Origin of the sequence: Kitasatospora sp. NPDC089913 (assembly GCF_044748625.1) — a bacterium.
In the GTDB taxonomy this organism is placed as follows: domain Bacteria; phylum Actinomycetota; class Actinomycetes; order Streptomycetales; family Streptomycetaceae; genus Kitasatospora.
This window is the reverse complement of record NZ_JBIVGI010000001.1, coordinates 898429-918805: the sequence shown is the minus strand read 5'-3', so window position 1 is coordinate 918805 and position 20377 is coordinate 898429. Positions and strand designations below refer to the sequence as shown.

19 protein-coding genes are annotated in these 20377 nt (G+C 75.5%); 6 read left to right on the top strand and 13 right to left on the bottom strand.

All coding sequences use genetic code 11. From position 1 onward, the window contains the following. Nucleotides 1-34 precede the first annotated feature (34 nt). The 12 genes from ACIPYS_RS04140 to ACIPYS_RS04085 form a co-directional block, all read right to left on the bottom strand. Nucleotides 35-826: a VOC family protein gene (locus ACIPYS_RS04140; RefSeq protein WP_400742763.1), complete on the bottom strand. Its 792-nt coding sequence runs from the start codon at nt 824-826 to the stop codon at nt 35-37. A gap of 299 nt (nt 827-1125) precedes the next feature. Beyond that, the gene (locus tag ACIPYS_RS04135; RefSeq protein WP_400742760.1) at nt 1126-2637 is read right to left on the bottom strand and encodes an ABC transporter ATP-binding protein; all 1512 of its coding nucleotides are present in this window, start codon (nt 2635-2637) and stop codon (nt 1126-1128) included. Then, the gene (locus ACIPYS_RS04130) at nt 2634-3455 is read right to left on the bottom strand and encodes an ABC transporter permease subunit (protein ID WP_400742757.1); all 822 of its coding nucleotides are present in this window, start codon (nt 3453-3455) and stop codon (nt 2634-2636) included. The genes ACIPYS_RS04135 and ACIPYS_RS04130 overlap by 4 nt, the downstream gene beginning before the upstream one ends. Further along, the gene (locus ACIPYS_RS04125) at nt 3452-3691 is read right to left on the bottom strand and encodes a hypothetical protein (RefSeq protein WP_400742754.1); all 240 of its coding nucleotides are present in this window, start codon (nt 3689-3691) and stop codon (nt 3452-3454) included. Before ACIPYS_RS04125 ends, ACIPYS_RS04130 begins: the two co-directional genes overlap by 4 nt. After that, nucleotides 3688-4644, bottom strand: a complete 957-nt coding sequence (locus ACIPYS_RS04120) for an ABC transporter permease (protein ID WP_400742870.1) — start codon at nt 4642-4644, stop codon at nt 3688-3690. The genes ACIPYS_RS04125 and ACIPYS_RS04120 overlap by 4 nt, the downstream gene beginning before the upstream one ends. Further along, on the bottom strand, nt 4632-6194 hold the full coding sequence (locus ACIPYS_RS04115) for an ABC transporter substrate-binding protein (protein WP_400742751.1): 1563 nt from the start codon (nt 6192-6194) through the stop codon (nt 4632-4634). The genes ACIPYS_RS04120 and ACIPYS_RS04115 overlap by 13 nt, the downstream gene beginning before the upstream one ends. 6 nt (nt 6195-6200) lie before the next feature. After that, nucleotides 6201-7100: a class I SAM-dependent methyltransferase gene (locus ACIPYS_RS04110; protein WP_400742748.1), complete on the bottom strand. Its 900-nt coding sequence runs from the start codon at nt 7098-7100 to the stop codon at nt 6201-6203. After that, nucleotides 7097-8302 carry an MFS transporter gene (locus ACIPYS_RS04105; RefSeq protein WP_400742745.1) on the bottom strand — a complete coding sequence of 402 codons (1206 nt, stop codon included), beginning with the start codon at nt 8300-8302 and terminating at the stop codon, nt 7097-7099. Before ACIPYS_RS04105 ends, ACIPYS_RS04110 begins: the two co-directional genes overlap by 4 nt. Next, complete coding sequence (locus tag ACIPYS_RS04100; RefSeq protein WP_400742742.1) at nt 8299-9516, bottom strand: dipeptide epimerase; 1218 nt, start codon at nt 9514-9516, stop codon at nt 8299-8301. The genes ACIPYS_RS04105 and ACIPYS_RS04100 overlap by 4 nt, the downstream gene beginning before the upstream one ends. Beyond that, a complete protein-coding gene (locus ACIPYS_RS04095) occupies nt 9513-10688 on the bottom strand; it encodes a pyridoxal-phosphate dependent enzyme (RefSeq protein WP_400742867.1) in 1176 nt (391 codons plus the stop codon). Before ACIPYS_RS04095 ends, ACIPYS_RS04100 begins: the two co-directional genes overlap by 4 nt. Nucleotides 10689-10693: 5 nt before the next feature. Beyond that, nucleotides 10694-11617, bottom strand: a complete 924-nt coding sequence (locus tag ACIPYS_RS04090) for a Rossmann-like domain-containing protein (protein ID WP_400742739.1) — start codon at nt 11615-11617, stop codon at nt 10694-10696. After that, nucleotides 11614-12993 carry an ATP-grasp domain-containing protein gene (locus ACIPYS_RS04085; protein WP_400742736.1) on the bottom strand — a complete coding sequence of 460 codons (1380 nt, stop codon included), beginning with the start codon at nt 12991-12993 and terminating at the stop codon, nt 11614-11616. Before ACIPYS_RS04085 ends, ACIPYS_RS04090 begins: the two co-directional genes overlap by 4 nt. 168 nt (nt 12994-13161) lie before the next feature. Here ACIPYS_RS04085 and ACIPYS_RS04080 point away from each other — a divergent pair, with 168 nt between their 5' ends. The 4 genes from ACIPYS_RS04080 to ACIPYS_RS04065 all read left to right on the top strand — a co-directional run bounded on the left by ACIPYS_RS04080 (nt 13162) and on the right by ACIPYS_RS04065 (nt 17349). Next, nucleotides 13162-13752, top strand: a complete 591-nt coding sequence (locus ACIPYS_RS04080) for a GNAT family N-acetyltransferase (protein ID WP_400742733.1) — start codon at nt 13162-13164, stop codon at nt 13750-13752. Nucleotides 13753-14012: 260 nt separating this feature from the next. Further along, complete coding sequence (locus ACIPYS_RS04075; RefSeq protein WP_093862677.1) at nt 14013-14678, top strand: TetR/AcrR family transcriptional regulator; 666 nt, start codon at nt 14013-14015, stop codon at nt 14676-14678. A 111-nt stretch (nt 14679-14789) separates the two neighbouring features. Then, complete coding sequence (locus ACIPYS_RS04070) at nt 14790-16322, top strand: MFS transporter (protein ID WP_400742730.1); 1533 nt, start codon at nt 14790-14792, stop codon at nt 16320-16322. 586 nt (nt 16323-16908) lie between these two features. After that, nucleotides 16909-17349 carry a PPOX class F420-dependent oxidoreductase gene (locus tag ACIPYS_RS04065; protein ID WP_093862675.1) on the top strand — a complete coding sequence of 147 codons (441 nt, stop codon included), beginning with the start codon at nt 16909-16911 and terminating at the stop codon, nt 17347-17349. 283 nt (nt 17350-17632) lie between these two features. On the opposite strand, the gene ACIPYS_RS04060 is transcribed toward ACIPYS_RS04065, so the two are convergent. After that, on the bottom strand, nt 17633-17902 hold the full coding sequence (locus ACIPYS_RS04060) for a DUF1876 domain-containing protein (protein WP_093862674.1): 270 nt from the start codon (nt 17900-17902) through the stop codon (nt 17633-17635). Nucleotides 17903-18093: 191 nt separating this feature from the next. On the opposite strand from ACIPYS_RS04060, the gene ACIPYS_RS04055 reads away from it, so the two are divergent. Together ACIPYS_RS04055 and ACIPYS_RS04050 are read left to right on the top strand one after the other, a co-directional pair. Continuing rightward, the gene (locus ACIPYS_RS04055; RefSeq protein ID WP_400742725.1) at nt 18094-19029 is read left to right on the top strand and encodes a YndJ family protein; all 936 of its coding nucleotides are present in this window, start codon (nt 18094-18096) and stop codon (nt 19027-19029) included. Next, entirely contained in the window at nt 19026-19571 is a 546-nt protein-coding gene (locus tag ACIPYS_RS04050; RefSeq protein WP_400742722.1) for a DUF1990 family protein, read from the top strand. The genes ACIPYS_RS04055 and ACIPYS_RS04050 overlap by 4 nt, the downstream gene beginning before the upstream one ends. Nucleotides 19572-20377: the final 806 nt, after the last annotated feature.

The window sequence follows — 20377 nt, the reverse complement described above, 5'->3', positions numbered from 1 at the left end:
GCGGGGTGGCGGCGCGGGGAGGCGGAGGCGCGGTTCAGGGCTTGGCGCTGATCACCGCGAAGCGGCCGCCCTCCGGGTCCCGCAGCCGGGCCACCCGCCCGTACGGCGAGTCGAAGGCCGGGCCGAGCACGCTGCCGCCGAGCCGCTCCGCCCGGACCAGCGCCTCGTCGGTGTCAGGCACGGAGAAGGAGACCTCCCAGTGCGGGGTCAGCCCCGTCGGCCCGCCCGCCTGCTCCCGGGCCAGCGCGGCGACACTGTGTCCCTCCGCCCGCAGCACCACCCGGTCGTGCTCCCAGCGGACCTCGAACCGCTCCGGGTCGCGTCCGTCCCAGCGGAACACCTCGCCGTAGAACAGCGCCGCCGCGAACGGGTCCGGGGTGCGCAGCTCGATCCAGACCGGCGCGCCCAGCAGGTCCAGCCGCCGCGCCCGGCCGGGCGGGCCCTCCCAGATCCCGAACACCGCACCCGCCGGGTCGGCCGCCAACGCCAGCCGGTCGCCGTCGAAGGACAGCGGACCGACCGCGAGGGTCGCCCCGCGCTCGCGCACCGCGTCGGCGGCCGCGTCGGCGCTCTCGGTGCCGAAGTAACTGGTCCAGGCGACCGGCATGTCCCACCCGCCGCCCGCCACCCCGACCCCGGCCACCGCCTCGCCGCCGACCACCGCGTGCTCGTACGGGCCGAAGCGGTCCGGTCCCGGCTCGAACTCCCAGCCCAGCAAGGGCCCGTAGAAGGCCCGGACGGTGTCGAGGTCGCGGGCCATCAGGCTCACCCAGCACGGGACGGCCGCCACGCAGCGCACCTCGGCCGTCATCGCATCGCTGCCCATCGCGCACCACCTCCGAGATCCCGGCCGCCGGGCCCCTCCCGACTCCCACGGCCGTCCGGCCGTCCGGGCGGGTTCAGCCTAGGACGTGTCCGACAATTCGTGCCGCATCAGCGCGCGGGGGGCGGGTGTGGGCCCGGTGGGGCGTTGGTGACGGTGGCGGGAGGGCCGGGAGCGGGAGCGCGCGCCCGGCCTGGGTGCGCCCCCGGCCGCACCGCGCGACGACCGGGGCGTCCCCGCCGGGCGGCCACCGCGGCGCGGCGGCGGCGGGCCCGTGCCGGTCCGGAGGACGACCGCCGGTGCTACCCGGGCGGGGCGGCGTCCTGTCGCCCGAACGGGTGAGCCGCCGAGGCGGGGTGCAGCCGGCCGTCGGCCAGCGTGACCACCCGGTCGGCCAGGGCTGCGACGGCCGCCGGATCGTGGGAGACGAACAGCAGCGCCAGGCCCGCCCGGTCCCGGCGGTCGGCGAGGTGCGCCAGGATCGAGGCCCGGGTGTCCGCGTCCAGTCCCGCGGTGATCTCGTCGCACACCAGGACCGCCGGGCCGACGATCAACGACCTTGCCAGCGCCGCCCGCTGGAGCTCGCCGCCGGAGAGCCCGCCGGGCGGCCGGGCGGCCTTCGCCGGGTCGAGGCCGAGGTCGGCGAGCAGGTCGGCGGACTCCGCCGCGGCGGCCGCCGGGGTGCGGCCGCGCAGCCGGACCGCCGCCCGGGCGACCTGGTCCAGCACCGGGCGGTGGTCCGCGAAGGCCGACCGGGCGTCCTGGAAGACGTACTGCACGGCCGCCAGCCGTCGCGGTCCGCGCCGCCGGACGCTGCTCGGCAGCGGCTCGCCGTCCAGCAGGACGGTGCCCTCGTGGCGCGGGTGCAGCCCCGCCAGGCAGCGGCCCAGGGTGGTCTTGCCGCTGCCCGTGGGACCGGTGAGGGCGAGGCACTCCCCCGCCCGCAGGCTCAGCCCGACCTCGCGCAGCACCACCGCGCCGCCCGGGTGGCGGGCGGTGAGGCCCCTCGCCTCGAGCCGGACCGGCGACAGCTCCCGGCGGGCAGCCGGCACCGGGTGGGCGAGCGGCGGCTCCGCGCGGACGAGCGGCTCCGGTCGGGCAGGCGGCTCCGGTCGGGCAGGCGCGGGCAGGACCTCGTCGGGTGGGCCCGCCCGCACCGCGCGGCCGTCGGCCAGCAGCACCACCTCGTCGGCCGACGCCCGGACCAGGGCGAGGTCGTGGGTGAGCAGCAGCAGCCCGGTGCCGCGCGCGGCGAGCCGGCCGAACAGGGCGGCCAGCCGGTGCGCGGTGGCCGGGTCCTGGCCGGTGGTGGGTTCGTCGGCGACGATCACCCGCGCTCCGGTGAGCAACGCCTGTGCGAGCACCAGGCGTTGCTGCTGGCCGCCGGAGAGCTGGTGCGGGTAGCGGCGCAACAGGCTCTCCACCTCCGACAGTTCGGCATCGCGGAGGGCGCGGCGAACGGCCTCCGGGCCGCCGCCGTGCACCCTGGCGAGGTCGCGCAGCAGGACGCCCACCCGACGGGCCGGGTTGAGCACCGTAGCGGGGTGCTGCGGCACATGGCCGACCGGGACGCCGCCCGCCCCGGCGACGGAGATCGTGCCGGACACCCGGGCACCGTCGGGACGGGCGCCCAGCAGGGCGAGCGCGGTCGTCGTCTTGCCGCTGCCGGACGGTCCCACCAGGGCCGTCACCCGGCCCGCGCGCACCCGCAGGGACACCCCGTCCACCAGGACCCGGGCGCCGACCCGCACCCGCAGGCCCTCCACGGCGGCCAGCACGGGCCCGCTCGCGTCGCGGCTCACGTCGCGGCTCACGTCACGGCTCCCGGAGTGCGCCGGTCCGCTCCCCGAGCGCGTCGGCCCGACGGGGCCAGGGCCGCGTCGAACAGCAGATTGGTGCCGGTCGACAGGCCGGCCACCAGCAGCGCCGGGACCACCACCGCCCAGGGCTGCAGGAACAGCCCCGCCCGGTTGCGGTCCACCATCACCGCCCAGTCGGCGGTGTCGGGCCCCACCCCGACGCCGAGGAAGGCCGCCGTCGCCACCAGGTACAGGGCGCCCACCAGCCGGGTGCCCGCGTCGGCGGCCAGGGTGCGCCGGATCGTCCTGGCGACCTGCCCGAAGGCGATCCGCCACCAGGACTCGCCGTGCAGCCGCAGCGCCTCGACCACCGGGCGGGAGGCCGCCGCCACGGCCGCCGCGTGCGCGACCCGGGCGATGTCCGGCACCGCCGTCACCCCGACCAGGACGGCCAGCCCGGCCGGTCCCGGCTCCGCGGCGGTGGCCACCAGCAGGACCAGGAGCAGGGCCGGTACGGCGAGCAGCACGTCCAGGGGACGCAGCAGCAGCTCCTCGACCCAGGACCGCCCGGTCAGCGCGGCGGCCAGCGCGAGCGGCAGCGCCAGCGCGTACCCGAGGACGGTCGCGGTGACCGCCACCAGCACCACCGGGCGCCCCCCGAGCAGGACTTGGCGCAGGACGTCGCGACCCGCGAAGTCGGTGCCCAGCCAGTGGCCGCCGCCGGTCGTGAAGGACACCCCGCGCGGCTCCGGCCCGCCCGCCAGCAGCGGCCCGCCGAGGGCCAGCAGCAGCGGCACCGCGACCAGCGCGAGCCCGAGCGCGTAGCGCCTCACGGTGCCACCGAGGCCCTGGCCCGGCGGCGCCCGGCGACGGAGCCGCCGACCCGGTGGACCAGCCACCGGCAGCGCCGGGCCAGGGCCCGGCAGACGCCGCAGTCGCAGCGGCGGGCGGTGGTGTGACCGGCGGGCCGGCCGCCCTCGGGCCGGTGGCCGACGGGACGGCTGCCGGATCGGCGGTCGACGGCGGACGGAACAGCACGGGGCGGGGCGGCAGAGGGCGGGGCGGTCATACGGCGACTTCCGTTCGGGGGGCGAGGCGGCGGGCGGCGAGGTCGGCGGCGAGGTTCAGCAGCACGGTCACGGCGCCGAACAGCACCGCCAGGCCCTGGACCACCGGCACGTCGCGGGCGGCGACGGCGTCCAGCAGCACGGTGCCGAGCCCGGGGACCACGAACAGGGCCTCCGCCACGATCACCCCGCAGAGCAGCCACTCGGCGGTCCGCGCGAGGTGCTGGACCACCGGGGCGAGGGCGTTGGGCAGCGCGTGGCCGAGCCGGACCCGGTTCACCGGGACGCCGCAGCGCAGCGCGTGCACGGCGTACGGGGCCGCCATGGCGTCGAGCAGTCCGGCCCGGACCAGCCGCGCGGTCGAGCAGACCGGGCGGGCCAGCAGCACGACGACCGGCAGGACCAGAACGGCGGGCCGGCCTCCGATCCCGCCGACGGCGGTCGGCGGGAGCCAGCCCAGCCGCAGCGCGAACACCGCCGTCAGCAGCACGCCGAGGGCGAACTCCGGTACCGCGTAGACCCCGAGGGTGACCGTGCTGACGGCGCGGTCCAGCGGACCGCCCTCCCGCCGGGCGGCGAGCAGCCCGAGGCCGACCGCCGCCGGGACGAGCAGGGCCAGGGTGAGCCCGGCCAGCAGCAGGGTCGGGGCGAGGGCAGCGGTGAGCAGGTCGGCGACCGGGCGGCCGCCGACCAGGGAGCGGCCCAGATCGCCGTGCGCCAACTCGCCCGCCCAGTCGGCGAAGCGCTCCAAGGCCGGGCGGTCCAGCCGCAGCGCGGCCCGCAGCGCGGCGATCCGCGCCGGGTCGGGGTCGTCCCCGGCGGCGACCACGGCGGCGTCGCCGGGGAGCGCCTCGGTGAGGGCGAAGACCAGGATCGGGACGGCCGCGATCTGCCCGGCGCCGAGCAGCAACCGGCGCCGCACCCAGCCGCGCGGCGTCGCCGTCACGCCAGCCAGACCTTGTCGAACCTGGCCCAGTCGAGGGTGTTGGCCGGGGCGTCCGCGGCCACGCCGCGCAGCCGCGGGGAGTGGCCGACGATCCAGTCGGCGAAGCCCCACACCAGCAGTCCGCCCTCGTCGAACAGCCGGCGCTGCATCCGCTCGTAGAGGGCGGTGCGGGCCGCCGGGTCGGCCGTGGACTGCGCCTGGGTGTAGAGGTCGTCGAAGTCGGGGCGGCGCCAGTGGGTGGCGTTGGTGGTGGAGCTGGAGAGCAGCCGCTGCGAGATGTGGGACTCGATCGGCATCGCGCCGGAGCGGAAGGAGGCGAGCACTCCGCCGTCCAGGATGTCCTTCCAGTAGGTGTCCTTGCTGCCCACCCGCACCTCGATCGTGATTCCGGCCCGCGCGGCCTGGTCCTTGAGGATGCCCGCCGCCTCGACCAGTCCGGCCGCGACCGGTGAGGTGTCGAGGGTGACCCGCAGCCCCTCGGCACCGGCCTCGCGCAGCAGCGCGCGGGCCCGGTCGAGGTCCCGGGTGCGCTGCGGAAGGCCGGCCGGGTAGTACTGACTGCCCTTGCCGAACAGGTCGTTGCCGATCTCCCCGGCACCGGAGAGCGCGCCGTCGACCAGCTCCTGCCGGTCGACCAGGTGGAAGAACGCCTGCCGGACCCGGGGGTCGTCGAAGGGCGGCCGGTCGGTCTTCATGACGAAGCCCTGCATGGCGCTGTTGCGCAGCCGGACGATGCCGATCCGCCCGCCGGAGGCCTGGGCGCGGGCGGTGACCGGCGCCAACTCGTGGGCGTACTCGGCCTGTCCGGCCAGCAGCGCGTTGGCGCGGGCGGACTCCTCGGCCGCGGCCAGGATCTCCAGCTCGTCGACGTGCGGGGCACCGTCCCAGTGCCCGTCGAAGCGCCGGAGCAGCAGGGACCGGCCGGGCTCGAAGGAGACGAAGGAGAACGGCCCGGAGCCGACCGGTGCCCGGAAGTCCTCGGCGCCCTCCGGGACGATGTAGGCGCCGAACGCGGCCAGGACATTGGGGAATTCGGCGCACGGCCGGTTCAGCCGGAACTCCACGGTGCGCGGGTCGGCGGCCCGGCTCGCGGCGAGGTCGATCGGTTCGAGCGAGGCCCGGGCCCGGAACGCCCGCTTGGGGTCGGCTATTCGGCGGTAGCTGTACAGGACGTCGGCGGCGGTGACCGGGCGGCCGTCGTGGAAGGACGCCTCGCGCAGCCGGACGGTCCAGACGTCGAGGCCCGGGCCCGGCTCCCAACCGGCGGCGAGCCGGGGGACGGCGGCGAGGTCGGGGCCGAAGTCGGCGAGCTTGTCGTGGAGCGCCTTGGCCCGGGCCGCGTCGGCGAACAGGTTGACCCGGTGCGGGTCGAGGGTCTCGTCGGCGCCTCCGCCGGCGAACAGGGCGCGCAACCGGCCGCCGGGTCTGGGCGTGGCGGCGGCCGGCGCGCGGTCGGCGGCGGCCGTGCCGCCCGGGGCGGAGCAGGCGGCCAGGGCGAGCGCCGCACCGGAGGCGGAGGCGGCGGTGAGCAGGGTACGGCGGGCGAGTGGGCGGGGCATCGAGGGTCAACTTCCCTTTCTGGCCGGGGGTTCGAACCGGGCGACCAGGTGCATCCGGTCGCCGTCGGCGGTGCCGGGAGTGTCGGAGGTGCCGGGGGTGGGGGCGCTGTCGGGGGCGGGGGCGCTGTCGGGGGTGGGGGCGGGCGGTCCGCCGTCCGTCCACGGCGGTTCGGTGCGCGGGCCGGGCCGGTCGTGCAGCGCGAGGACGGTGAAGCCGTGGTGGGCGAGCAGGTGGCGCAGTTCCTGCGGGAAGAGCAGCCGCCAGGCGGAGTGCTGCTCGACCGGCGGCGCGCCGTCGTCCCCGGCCCAGCTCCGGGTGCGGCGCAGGAGCTGGGCCGCGTGGTCGATCCACAGCACGGTGCGCGAGGTGAGGGTGACCCCGTCGTGGGTGACGCTGTCCAGCCTCGGCACGTCGAGGAGTTCGGTGCGCCCGAGGAAGAAGGCGCCGTTGCGCATCTCGGCGACCAGCAGGCCACCGGGGCGCAGGTGGTGGCGGAGCCGGCCGAAGAGGGCGTCGAGATCCTCGTTGGTGTGGCAGTAGAGCAGTGCGCTGTCCAGGCAGAGCACCGCGTCGAACCGCCCCGGCAGCGCGAAGTCCCGCATGTCGCCGACGTGGTAGACCGGTCCGGGATGACGGGAACGGGCATGGGCGATCATCGCCGCGGAGCTGTCCAGGCCGGTGACGGTGCGCCCGGCGACGCGGTGCAGCCACCCCGCGTCGCGTCCGGTGCCGCAGCCGAGATCGAGCACCTCCGGACCGGCGCCGTGGGCGCGCAGCATCGCCTCGGCCCACCGGGCGGCGGTGGACTCCGGGTCCGGGAAGCGGAGTTCGTAGAGTTCCGGGCGGTCGGTGAGCAGGTTCCGGTCGGTCCCGGCGGGGAGCGGCGGGGTCGGGCGGGGGTTCATCGGGCCTCGCTGGGGAGGGGGCGGGCGGGGGTGGGGAGCCGTCCGGTGCGGTGCAGCCGGGCAAGCGCGGTGGCGGAGGCGAGGCCAAGACCGGCGCAGAGCAGCCAGGGAGCGGTGGCGGTGCTGTCCATGGCCCGGCCGACCAGGGTGTTGCCGAGTGCGGCGGCGAAGCCGGAGACCACGTAGTACAGGCCGTAGTAGGTGCCGGTGAGGCCGTCGCGCCCGAACGCCGGGATCAGGGCGAGGACGAAGGGCTGCGCGGTCATCAGCCCGAGCTGGAGCAGCAGGACACCACCGAGGACGCCGGGCAGGCCGGGTGCGGCGAGCGGCAGCAGGAAGCCGGTCGCGGCGACGGCGAGGCCGAGCGGGATCCAGCGGGAGGGCGGGCCGTGCCGCTGCAGCCGGGTGGTGATGCGCAGTTGCAGGGTCAGGTTGGCGAGGGTGGCGGTCAGGAAGACCAGGCTGACGGCCCCCTCCCAGCCGGTGGCGCGCCGGGCGGCGTCGGGCAGCAGCAGGTAGAGCTGGCTCTCCATGCCGAACAGGCCGACCATGCCCAGGGAGAAGGCCAGGAAGCGCCGGTCCGAGGCCACTTCGCGCCAGTCGGCGAGCACCCCGCGCGGGGCCGGCTCGGCGGCGCGCTCGGGCAGGGCGAAGGCCTGGGCGACGGTGAGGACCGCGAAGACGGCCGCCGCGGTGAGCGCGGCGGCCCGGAAGTCCACCAGCAGCAGGACGGTGCCGATCAACGGTCCGGCGAGCGCGCCGGTGGTGGCGAACACCGAGAACAGCGCGAACGCCTCGGCCTTGCGGTCCGCCGCCTCGCGGGCCACGTAGGTGCGCACGGCCGGGTTGAACAGCGCGCCGGCCAGACCGCTGAGCGCGGAGGCGGCGAGCAGCACACCGAGGGTGTCGCCGAGCGCGAACAGGCCGAAGCCGACGCTGCGCAGCGCGCACCCGGCGATGATGACGCGGCGGGCGCCGAGCCGGTCGGCGGCCGATCCGCCGAGGATGAACAGGCCCTGCTGGCTGAGGTTGCGCAGCCCGAGCACGGTGCCGACGGCGAGCGCGGACAGGCCCAGGTCGTGCCCCAGGTGCCCGGCCAGGTACGGGATCAGCAGGTAGAAGCCGGTGTTCACGCCGAGCTGGTTGACCAGCAGCAGCCGCACGGGGAGCGGGAAGGACCGTACGGCGCGCAGTATTCTCACCGGCCGGCCGGCGGTCGGGCCCCGGCGAGCCGTCCGGCGCGGCCGTCGGAGGCGGGGGCCGGGGTCTCGGGGACGGGGGCTGCGGTCGCGGCTGCGGCTGCAGCTGCGGGGACCGCGGCTGCCGGCACCGCGGTCCCGGGTACGGCGGGACCTTCGGGCGCGGAGGGCGGCAGTTCGGGAGCGGGCAGCACACCGAGACCGGCCCGGTCCGGGGTACGGACGGTGCCGTCGGCGCCGCCGATGCCCTGCCAGGGGTCGTGGGCGAGCAGCAGATGGCCGTCGAGGTCGAGCCAGCGGGCCCGGTCGGCGAGGTGGACGGCGGGCGCGATGCCCAGCGAACTCGCCACCAGGCAGCCGAGCATCAGTTCGGTGCCGCTGCCGCGCAAGGCCTCGGCGATGCGCAGCACCTGGTGGACGCCTCCGCACTTGGCGAGCTTGAGGTTGACACCGTGGACCCGCCCGGCGAGCCGGCACGCGTCCTCGTAGTCGACGGCGTCCTCGTCGGCGATCACCGGGACCGGTGAGCGCTCGGCGACGGCGGCGAGCGCGTCGGGGTCGCCCGGCGCGATCGGCTGCTCGACGGCCTCGACCCCGATGGCGGCGAAGGCGGGCAGCAGCCGGACGGCCTCGTCCGGGGTCCAGGCGCCGTTGGGGTCGAGCAGCAGCCGGGCCTCCGGGGCGGCCTCGTGCACGGCCTGGACCCGGACCAGATCGAGGCCGGGGTCGGCACCGCCGACCTTGATCTTGAGCACCGTGAAGCCCGCGTCCGCGAGCCGGGCGGCCTGGACGGCGGCCCGGGCGGGCGGCTCGATGCCGATGGTGCGGGCGGTGACGGCGGCGACCGGTTCGGCCCGGCCGAGGAGGCGGTGGACGGGTTCGCCGGCCCGCTTGCCGACCAGGTCCAGCAGGGCGGCCTCGACGGCCGCCAGCACCCCGGCCGGCAGCGGGGCGAACGGGGCGGCACCGGCGCGGAGGTCGGCGAGCGCCTGCTCGGGCTCCTGACTCCGCTCCAGCACCGGGCGCAGGAGCGCGAGTTCGTGGTGGATCCGGTGGGTGGGCAGGGCGAGGTGGATGCTGCTGACCACCTCGCCGTGGCCGGTCAGCCCACCGTGCCCGAGGGCCACCCGGACGGCGTCCCGCTCGGTGGTCACCGAGCGGGAGATCCGCAACGGCGTGGCCAGGCGGAGCCGTACGGTGTGGATGTCGAGCCTCATCGCTCCTCCTCGGTGCGGGCGGGTCCGGCGGCGGCCGGGAGGGTGACGACGGCGGGTGCGGGTGTCGGTGCGGGCGCGGGCGCGGGTGTCGGTGCGGCAGCGGGCGCGGGGGCTGCGGCGGCCGCCGTCGGGCCGACGTTGCAGCGGGCCCAGCCGCTGACCTCGACGGCCGCCGGGTGCGGGATCTCGATCGGGCGCGGCGCGGCCCGCTCGGCGTCCAGTCCGTGCCGCCGACAGAACGCGTCGTCGTACACCGTGCCGAGGTAGCGGTGCGGGCCGTCGGGGAAGACGGTGGCGACGGCGGCGCCCGGATGGACCCGGGCGGCCCAGGCCGCGACCAGGGCGACCGCGCCGGTGGACCAGCCCCCGCTGACGAAGGCGCCCCGGGCCAGCCGCCGACAGGTGTCCACCGCTTCCGCCGGGCCGACCCAGTGCACCTCGTCGAAGGCCTGGTGGGCGACGTTCCGGGGGTGGATCGAACTGCCGAGGCCGCGCATCAGCCGGGGCCGGGCGGGCTGGCCGAAGATGGTGGAGCCGACCGAGTCGACCCCGATGATCCGCAGCCGGGGCCAGCGGCGGCGCAGGGCCTCCGCCAGCCCCGCACTGTGCCCGCCGGTGCCGACACTGCACACCAGCACGTCGAGGTGGTCGAGCTCGGCCGTGATCTCCTGGGCCATCGCCCGGTAACCGGCCGCGTTGTCGGGGTTGTTGTACTGGTCGGGCCAGTAGGCGTCGGGCACCCGGTCGAGCACCGCGCGCAGCCGGGCGAGCCGGGCCGCCTGCCAGCCTCCGTGCCGGGCCGGCTGCTCGACCAGCTCCAGCCGGGCACCGTACGCACGGAGCAACTGCCGCATGGACGGTTCGAGTTCGCTGTCGCCGACCAGGACGACCGGGTGGCCGAGGGCCTGCCCGGCGAACGCCAGGCCGACCCCCATGGTGCCCGAGGTGGACTCCACCACCGTGGCGCCGGGGCGGAGTTCACCGCGCGCGTGGGCGCCGCGCAGCATCGCGACGGCCGACCGGGCCTTCATGCCGCCCGCGCCCAGCCCCTCCAGCTTGGCCCAGAAACCGGGGTGCGGGTGCGGCAGCGGGGTGGTGATCCGGGCCAGCGGGGTGCCGCCGAGCAGCGGCAACAGGGCCGGATTGCCCAGCGCCGCACCGGAGTCGAGCAGGGCCGTCACCGCGCCGCACCCCCTCGGCCCGCCCGGCCGCCGTAGAGGTGGAGCACGGAGGGACCGCCGTCGAGCCAGAAGAAGGGGTAGGGCTCGGCACTGACGGCGCTCACCCCGTCCCCCAGCAGTCGGGGCAGCACCGCGCTGCCGGTCTGGGCGAACAGCACCAGCGGCTTGCCGGTGGCGCGGGCGTGTGCGAGCAGCGGATCGAGCGAGCCGTTACCCAGGGTCATGCCGGAGGCGAGCACGGCGTCGCAGTCGTCGAGGTGGGCGAGGGCGTCGGTGCGCACCGGCTCGTCCCACTCGGTGGTACCACCCTTGAGGTCGCACGGGACGTACTCGATCCCGCGCGAACGGAGCTGCTCCAGGAGCGAGTTGACGACACCGACGACCAGCACCCGACGGACGTCGGCGAGTGGCAGCAGCCCCGCCACGGCGGCGGCCCGGGCTCGGGACTTCGCCAGCGAGGAGCCCGCGGGCAACGGGACCGGGCGGGCACCCTCGGCCGGTCCGTGCGGGCGGCAGTGGCCGAGGTAGGCGTCCAGTGCAGCAACCCGGACGGCGGCGCGGGGGTGGTCGAGCAGTTCGTCGACGGTGGCGCCGACGCAGCCGGTGAGGGCGTCGGCGGGGAGTTCGCCAGGTTCGACGGCGCAGGAACCGACGGCGGCGCCGAGCCGCAGGCTGAGCACCTCGTTGCGGTAGCCGCGGGCGCGGCCGGCGTGCCGGACGGCCTGGGCGGTGGTGAAGGCGAGCGCGATCCGCAGGGAGGCCGGGTCGGGCCCGTACGCCCCCGTACGGGCCCGCCCGGTGATCAGGTCGAGCACGGGGGTGCCGGTGCTCGGGGGAAGACCGACACCGGTGGTGGCGGTGGTGGCAGTACTGGTACTGGCGGTGCCCGCAGGACAGGTGGTGGCGACGGGGGTACTCATGCGGGCACCCCGGCGGATGCGGGCGCGGAGGACACCGTCCCGGCGGATGCGGGCGCGGAGGACACCGTCCCGGCGGCGTCGCCGAAGGCGTGCTCGACGGCCGCCTCGGCACCGGCGGCCGCCGTGAGGCGCGGGGTGAGCCCGGCCAGCAGCCGCTCGGCGGCGCCGCGCGCGCCGGCGCCCACGCTGTCGGCGGTCATGACGTGCCCGAGGTACTCGTTGTTGCTGGTCGCCGGCCGGACCTCGCGGCCCGCCCCGGCGAGCGCGAGCTCCACCACCGCCGGATCGCGCCGCACCGCCTCCTCGCCGTCGAAGCCGTCCAGCAACCCGGCCTGCCCGCCCTCGGGGACGAGGAAGGCGATCGCCGCGCTGGTCACCCCGGTCGGGTGGACGGCGAGGTCCGGCCGGCGGCCGAGGGCCACGTCGACGGCGGCGGCCGCCAGGTCGACCCCGGTGACCCGCCGGACCAGCTCGGTGATCCGGTTCCCGGCCGGACGCGGATTGACCTCGACCACGCGGGGGCCGGTCGGGGTCAGCTTGATCTCGGTGTGCGCGACGACCTGGTCGAGCCCGAGCGCGGCCAGCGCGGCGAGCGCCGTGTCGGCGGCGGCCCCGGCCTCGGCCGGCTCGAGGGCGGCCGGGAACATGTGCCCGGTCTCGACGAACGCCGGCGCCCCGCCGACGCTCTTGTCGGTGATCCCGACGACGTGCGCGACACCGCCCGCCGAGACCGTCTCGACGCTGACCTCGGGCCCGGTGAGCAGCTCCTCCAGCAGCACGGCCGGCTCCCGGCGCTGGCCGCGCGCGTTGACCGGGAAGCCGTCCAGGGCCCGGATCGCGACCAGGAGCTCGGTCTCGTCGACGACCTCCCGGACGAACATCCCGGCACACAGGTCGACCGGCTTGACCACCAGCGGGTAGCCGATCGCCCGGGCGGCGGCCCGGGCCTGCTCGCGGTCGGCACAGAGCGCGTACGCGGGCCCGGGGACGCCCGCCTCGGCGAGCTTCCGGCGGGTGAGGTCCTTGCGGCAGGCGGCCGTGACCGCCTCGGGCGCGGCCCCGGGCAGCCCGAGCCGGTGGGCCACCCGGGCAACCTGGGGGAGGTAGTAGTCGCAGGAGGAGAGCACCCCGTCGAAGCCGAGCAGTCCGTGCAGCCGTTCCGCGAACGGGAGCAGCACCGCGGCGTCATTGGTGTCGACGGTGAGGATGTTCTCCGCCGCGAGCAGCGGGTGCGGGCCGTCGACGGGGGCGGCGCGCAGGTAGTGGTGCAGGTCGCGGGTAAGGAAGGTGAAGCGGTGGCCGCCCTCCCCCAGCGCCCTCGGCAGCAACCTGCTCATGGAGCCGACCCAGCTCTCGATCACCAGCAGATGCGCCACGGTTCTCCCCTTCGACGGACTCCACGATCGGCGGACAGGCAGGACGGTAACGGGATTCGTTTTCATTTTCAACACGCCGGACCGCACGGCCGTCAACGTGTCAGATGAAAGTGGTTTTCATGTACGCTGACCATCACCCTCCCGCCCAACCTCCGGTCGGAGAATCTGATGCAGCGTCAATTTCCTTATGCGATCCGCCATGCCCTGGCACAGGACGTCCCCGGGGCGCGCCGGCTGATCCTCGACACCTTCTACCGCGAGTTCGGCTACGGCTACGTGCCCGACTGGCACGCCGACGTGGTCGACCTCCAGGGGCACTACCTGGATCACCCCCGGCACGCCCTGCTCGTCGCCGTCCACGGCGAGGAGGTGGTCGCCACCACCGCACTGCACTCCACCGGGCCGGCCCATCCGCCGCACCCGCGCGTGGTCGCCGAGCGCTACCCGTCGGGGACCACCGCCCAGCTGGTCCGGGTGTACGTCCGGGCGGAGCACCGGCGGCACGGCCTGGCCCGCGAACTCGTCCGGCGCGCCGTCGCGTTCGCCGCCGCAGAGGGCGGCTACCGGCGGCTCTACCTGCACACCAACACGGCGATCCCGGGCGCCGAGGCGTTCTGGCGCAGCCTCGCCGAGGAGGTCCACGACGCCCGGCCGACCGGTGAGCACGGCCCCGGCGTGGCCACCGTCCACTTCGAGATCCCGCTGCACCGGCCCGCCCGCACCGAGCCGGGCGCCGGGTCGCGGGTCGCGGTGGGGTGACCCTGCGACCGTCGGGCCGTCGAGACGTCGAGACGTCGGGCCATTCAGCCACCGGGCCGTCGGTGCATCGGTGCGTCGGTACGTGGGGCGAGGATGCGGAAGGCGATCACCGTGACGGAATGAGTCGAGCACGGACCGTGATGTGACCCAGGTCACACGGAAGCGTGAAATTTCCGGGGAGCGATTCCCCGTTTAGCCCTTCGTAGGACTAAGCGGGGAGTTTCTCCCCGGAACTTGTATGCTTCGGGAGGAGCAGAGCCGTGAGCACCGCCGCCGTCCGGCCGACCCCGACCACGGAACCGGCCCGCACGCCCCGACTGCGTGCGGACGCCAGCCGCAACCGTGAGCGGATCGTGCTGGCGGCCCGGGACGCGTTCGTCCAGCACGGCGCCGAGGCGCCGCTGGACGAAATTGCGAAGCGGGCGGGCGTCGGAAACGCTACGCTCTACCGGAACTTCCCCACCAGGGCGGCACTGATCCGCGAGGTGGCACTGCTCGTCAAGAACCGCATTGTGGCGATCGCCGAGCGGGCCGCCGCCGAGGCCGCCGGCCCGTTCGACGCCCTGGAGCGGTTCGCCCACGAGACGGTCGACGAGAAGGTCGGCGCGCTCTGCCCGATGCTCACCAACCAGGTCGACCTGAACGATCCGGACCTGGCGGAGGCACGCGAGCGCCTGATGCTGGTCGTCGGCGATCTGCTGGACCGGGCGAAGGCGGCGGGCGAGATCCGTCCGGACGTCGCCCACGGTGACCTGTTCATCGCGCTCAGCCAGCTGACCCGCCCGCTGCCGGGCACGTCGTGCCACATCCTGGAGGGATTCGTCCACCGGCACCTGCAACTGTTCCTGGACGGCATGCGGGCTCCCGCCCGCTCGACACTGCCCGGCCGGGCCGCGACCTTCGAGGACTTCCACGGCGACCACTGACGCGACCACCGGTCCGGAACGTCCGCCGCTGTTCTCCTCCCCTTAACCCGTTGTCCCTTGCACCGCACCGCACGTCTTCCGCACACCTCGCACCGTGAAGTGAGTACCGCCATGTCAAAAACCGACGCCCTGCCCGCCCTTCAGCCTGATCCGAGGCGCTGGAAGGCCCTGATATTCATCGGCCTCGCGCAGCTGATGGTCGTCCTGGACGCCACCATCGTGAACATCGCGCTGCCGTCCGCCCAGAAGGACCTCGGCATCACCGACGGCAACCGCCAGTGGGTGATCACCGCGTACGCGCTGGCCTTCGGCGGGCTGCTGCTGTTCGGCGGCCGCGTGGCCGACCTGTGGGGGCGCAAGCGCACCTTCATCGTCGGTCTGACCGGCTTCGCGCTGGCCTCCGCGCTCGGTGGCGCCGCCGCCAACACCGCGATGCTGCTCGGCGCCCGCGCCCTCCAGGGTGTCTTCGGCGCCCTGCTCGCCCCGGCCGCGCTCTCGCTGCTGGCGGTCATGTTCACCGAGGCCAAGGAGCGCGCCAAGGCGTTCGGCATCTACGGCGCGATCGCCGGTGGCGGTGGCGCGATCGGTCTGATCCTCGGCGGCCTGCTCACCGAGTACATGAACTGGCGCTGGACCTTCTTCGTCAACATCCCGTTCGCCGTGGTCGCCGCCGTCGGCGCCGTCATGGTGATCCGCGAGCCCGCCGAGGGCCGCAACCGCAACAAGCTCGACGTGCCCGGCGTGCTGCTGGTCACCACCGGTCTGGTCGCGCTGGTCTACGGCTTCACCCGCGCCGAGTCGGACGGCTGGAGCTCGGGCGTGACGATCGGCCTGTTCGTCGGCGCCGCCGTGCTGCTGGCCGCGTTCGTCCTGGTCGAGAGCAAGGTCAAGGCGCCGCTGCTGCCGCTGCGCGTCGTGCTGGACCGCAACCGCGGCGGGGTCTACCTGTCGCTGGGCCTGGCCGTGATCGGCATGTTCGGTCTCTTCCTCTTCCTGACCTACTACCTGCAGATCGTGCTCGACTACAGCCCGGTGCTGACCGGCGTGGCCTTCCTGCCGATGGTGGCGGGCATGATCACCGGCTCCACCCAGATCGGCGCCCGCCTGATGACCCGCGTCCCGGCGCGGTACCTGATGGCGCCCGGCTTCCTGCTGGCCTCGGTCGGCATGCTGATCCTGACCCAGATCGACCTGGACACCTCCTACCCGGCGCTGATCCTGCCCGGTCTGGTCCTGATGGGCCTCGGCATGGGCACCGCGTTCATGCCGGCGATGAGCCTCGCCACGCACGGCGTCCAGCCGCGCGACGCGGGCGTGGCCTCCGCCATGGTCAACACCTCGCAGCAGGTCGGCGGCGCCATCGGCACCGCGCTGCTGAACACCATCGCGGCCAGCGCCACCACCACCTGGCTGGCGGCCCACGCGGGCGAGGCCACCAGCCCGGCCGCCGCGAAGGCGGTGCAGTTCGGGGGCATGGTGCACGGCTTCTCGACCGCGATCTGGTGGTCCTTCGGGATCCTGGCCCTCGCGGCCGTGCTGGCCTTCGTCCTGGTGAACGCCGGTCGCCCCGAGGCCGGCGGCGCCGGCCAGGGTTCGGGCGCGGGTGCGGCGGACGCCAACGAGGTGCCGGTGCTGGTGCACTGACCCTCGCGGAGTAACGCGACGGTGCGAAGCGGCCCGTCCGGTGTCTTCAGGACGCCGGGCGGGCCGCTCGCCGTTTCCGGGGGCGTGCCCTGTGCCCTGTGCCCTGTGCCCTGTGCCCTGTGCCCTGTGCCCTGCGTCTGTACGCGGGCCTGGGCCTGGGCCTGGGCCTGGGTCTGGGCCCAGGCCTGGGTCTGGGTCTGGGTCTGGGCCGTCCGGGTGGGATTCGTCGTCGTCAGCGAGCGGCACCGCTTCCGGTCCCCGGCTGCGGGAGCGGCCGCGGGACCGGCGGTTCCGTGGCGGCGCGCGCCCGGCGCGCGCCCGCGGCAGCGCACCCGTGCACCGCTTTCGGGCGACCCCGAGCCCTCGAAAGGGCGGCCGCCCTGGACGACAATGGAGTGGCCCGACCGGCCGGGGTCCTTGACCGGACCCGTGCCAGGCTGTCCCGTGGGTCGTACGCGGGCGGCCGGACCGCCGGGCCCACCGCGGAGCACCGCACCGCCTGCGAGCAGCACGCCCCCGTGGAGCGCCACGGGAGCACCGGTCGCCACGACCGCGACCGCCCGCCGGACCGGAGAGGGAGGACACCGTGCACGACCGTACCGACCAGCTCGCCGACAGCAGATACCTCCTGCTCACCTCCTACGGCGAGGACGGCCGCCAGGTCCACTCGCAGAGCTGGGTCGTGGCCGACGGCACGGCGCTCGGCATCTGGACCCCCGCCCACTCCGGCGAGGCCGAACGGATCCGCCGCCACCCCAAGGTGCTGGTCGGCCCCTGCGACTCGCACGGCCGCCCGACCGGCGCCCAGCTCCCGGCCCGCGCGGCGGTCTGCGACGAGGACGCCACCGCCCGCTACCGGGCGTCGCTGATCAACAAGTACGGCCTGTCGGCCTTCGTGGCCCTGGCCCGCAGCCGGATGCGGCTCGGGCTGTCCGGCACGATCGGGATCCGGATCACGCTCAACGAGCTGGAGCAGCGGTTGATCGGGCCCGAGTGGCAGGCGCCGACGACGTACTGCCCGAACTGACCTGCCCGCCCGGGCGGTGCCGTTCGCCGCTCGGGCCGTGCCGGTCGCCGCCCGGGCGGTGCCGTTCTCCGGGGTGCGCCGCTCTCCGTTCAGGCGGTGCCGTTCTCCGGGGCGCGGGCGAGGTCTCCCGGCTCGCACGCCTCCTGGCCGGTCCCGGCGTGCACCACCTTGACCGCGCGGCCCGGCCCGCCGGGCACCACCCGCTGCTCCTTCCCGCACCTCGGGCAGATCAGCGGGATGCGCGACCGGTGGGCGGCCGGGCCCGCGGCACCTTCCGACGGCGTCACGACAGCGGGTGGGTCGGGATCGGGCTGACCTGCTGGATCTCACCGTGGGCCTTGGTGAGCAACTGCGAGGCGAGGTCGTTGAGCGCCCGTGCGGCGGCGATCTCCTCGCCGACCCTGAGCTGTTCCGGGTCCGACGGGTGGCGGCTGGTGTAGCCGTGCGCGCGCAGCTCCGATCCGTCGCCCAGTCGCAGCAGGGCGGCGGCGGCCGTCCGCGGCCCCTGCTCGTGGAACTCCATCTCGATGTGCCAACCGACAAGAGTCTGCATGGCGGATCACCTCCGGCGGTCGCTCCTCGTCCGGTCCCCCGCCTACTCCTCCAGGGTGCTCCGTGCCCCTCGTGAACACCAGGGCAGGTGGCGGCGACTACCTGCGGGCTGAAACTTGAACGCGTTCAATCCCCCGCGTAGAGTCGGCGCGCAAGGGAAGTTTGAACGCGTTCAAGGAGGTCTGGGCCACCATGGGCAGAGGAACCGCCGAACTGGTCGACCTGCTGGTCCTGCTCGGCATGGGCGCGGTCGTCCCGCTCGGCCTCGCACTCGTCGACGAACCGGGACTCGTCCGGCTGCGCCGCCTCTGGCCGCTGGCCGCCGTCCCCGGTGCCCTGTCACTGTGGCTGCCACGGGGCCCGCTCGCCACCGGCACCGCCGCCTGCTACGCCCTCGGCACCCTCGCCGTCGCCGCCCACGCCCCGATCCGGCTGGCCCGTACCCGCTCCCTCGCCCCGCCCGAGATCGCCGTGCTCACCGCGCTGGCCATGCCCTCGGTCGCCGGACTGGCCCTGGTCGCGGAGCGCGCCGGGTACCGGCTGTTCGGCTTCGACCTCGACATCCTGGCCCTGACCGTCCCGCACTTCCACTACGCCGGGTTCACCGCCGCCCTCGTCGCCGGACTCGTCTGCCGCGCCGTCCCCGACCACCCCGCCGCCCGGTGGGCCGCGCTCAGCGTCCCGACCGGGACCCTGCTGGTGCTCGGCGGCTACTTCGTCGGGGACTGGGCCGAACTCGTCGGCGCCGCCGTCCTCACCGCGGGCATGTGGCTGGTCGGCCTGCTCACCTGGCGCGACCTGCGACCCCGGGCCGGGGACCGGGGCCGCGTCCCCCGGCGCACCGGCACGCCCGTCCTGCTCGGTGTCTCGGCGACCGTCCTCGCCGTCACCATGCTGCTCGCCCTCTGGTGGGCCCTCGGCGAGGCCTCCGGCATCCCCCATCCCACCCTCGGCTGGATGGCAGCCACCCACGGCGTCGGCAACGCCCTCGGCTTCGCCCTCTGCTCGCTGCTCGCCTGGCGGCGCCTCGCCCTCGCCCCGCTGCCGCCGGTCCGGCCGGTCCCGCCGATGCCGCTGGCGCCGCCGATGCCGCCAATGCCGCCGATCCCGCAGGAGACCCTTCGATGAACGCCCACGCACCGCTCAGCGACCTCAACTACCCCGAGGTCGGCGCCAGCACCCGCCTCGACACCCCGCTCCCGGCCGGCTACAACCACCTCCGCCACCGCGCCCTGATCGGCCACGGCCGCGCCGCCCTCGACGCCGCCGGGACGGCCGTGCTGGGCTGGCGGATGCACCGGGCCGCCGGTGTCCGGATCACCGCCGACGCCGGGCGGGCCGCGCGCGGGGTCGCGGTGCAGTGCGCCATCGGCATCGGCCCGCTGCGGGCCGGCGCCCCGTGCCGGGTCGTCTGGAGCACCGCCGAGGGCGAACCCGACCGCTACGGCTTCACGTACGGCACCCGCCGGGGGCACCTCGCGGTGGGCGAGGAGACCTTCGTGGTGGAACTGGCACCGGACGGGGCGGTCTGGTTCACCGTGAACGCCTTCAGCCGCCCCCAGCGCTGGTACGCCCGCCTCGCGGGCCCCCTCCTCCCCCTCGCCCAACACCTCTTCGCCCGCCGCTGCGCCCGCGCCCTCACCCACCTCGCCACCCGGGCAACCCGTTAGCCCGCGGAGTGGGAAGTCGGCCGGATCGACTTCCCACTCCGCTTCCCACTCCGCCCCGGACGGCGGAACCACGCCCGGTGGGAGTCGGCCGGGTCGACTTCCCGCGCGTCCCGCCAACCACCATCCCGAGCCGCGCCGGGCAGAGCAACGGGCGTAGGACGTCGACACGCTCGACTTCCCGCGCCGTACCAACCGCCACCTCGAGTCACGCCGAACGAAGCCGTATGCCACCGGCGAAAGCGGGCGTAGGAAGTCGTCATCGTCGACTTCCTACGCCGAAACAGGAGCCCTGGGTCAAGGGCCGGGATGCGCAGGAAGCCGGGAAGAATCGACTGCCCACAACGAGCAGGCCGAAGCGCCGAGCGGGAGCCGAGAGCAGCGCAGGAAGTCGGCCCCGTTGACTTCCTGCGCCACGTCAGCCACCACCTCGACTCACGCCAGCAGAGCGCGGAATCACGCGGGGCCGATCGGGAGGCCGAGCGGGAAGTCGGCCCAGTCGGCTTCCCACGACGAGCCGGCCAGAGCGCGCTCAGCGGGAACCGCGAGCAGCGCAAGAAGTCGGCCCCGTTGACTTCGCGCGCGCCGCCAACCATCACCCCGAGCCACGTCAGCAGAGCAGCGAAACACACCGTCGGCGGAGAACGAGCGCAGGAAGTCGGCCCGACCGACTTCCTGCGCCCACCGACCACGACCTCGGCGCACGCCGGACAAGGCGGCGAACTCAGGCGCCGCCGACGAAGAGTGGGCCGAGAAGGCAGCCTCGTCGACTTCTCACGGGCAGCGGGCCGAAGCGCTGAGGCCGACGG

Coding starts and splice junctions, on each gene's coding strand:
- ACIPYS_RS04140 (WP_400742763.1), bottom strand. CDS start 826: ATGGGCAGCGATGCGATGACGGCCGAGGTGCGCTGCGTGGCGGCCGTC.
- ACIPYS_RS04125 (WP_400742754.1), bottom strand. CDS start 3,691: ATGACCGCCCCGCCCTCTGCCGCCCCGCCCCGTGCTGTTCCGTCCGCC.
- ACIPYS_RS04115 (WP_400742751.1), bottom strand. CDS start 6,194: ATGCCCCGCCCACTCGCCCGCCGTACCCTGCTCACCGCCGCCTCCGCC.
- ACIPYS_RS04110 (WP_400742748.1), bottom strand. CDS start 7,100: ATGAACCCCCGCCCGACCCCGCCGCTCCCCGCCGGGACCGACCGGAAC.
- ACIPYS_RS04100 (WP_400742742.1), bottom strand. CDS start 9,516: ATGAGGCTCGACATCCACACCGTACGGCTCCGCCTGGCCACGCCGTTG.
- ACIPYS_RS04090 (WP_400742739.1), bottom strand. CDS start 11,617: ATGAGTACCCCCGTCGCCACCACCTGTCCTGCGGGCACCGCCAGTACC.
- ACIPYS_RS04080 (WP_400742733.1), top strand. CDS start 13,162: ATGCAGCGTCAATTTCCTTATGCGATCCGCCATGCCCTGGCACAGGAC.
- ACIPYS_RS04070 (WP_400742730.1), top strand. CDS start 14,790: ATGTCAAAAACCGACGCCCTGCCCGCCCTTCAGCCTGATCCGAGGCGC.
- ACIPYS_RS04060 (WP_093862674.1), bottom strand. CDS start 17,902: ATGCAGACTCTTGTCGGTTGGCACATCGAGATGGAGTTCCACGAGCAG.
- ACIPYS_RS04055 (WP_400742725.1), top strand. CDS start 18,094: ATGGGCAGAGGAACCGCCGAACTGGTCGACCTGCTGGTCCTGCTCGGC.
- ACIPYS_RS04050 (WP_400742722.1), top strand. CDS start 19,026: ATGAACGCCCACGCACCGCTCAGCGACCTCAACTACCCCGAGGTCGGC.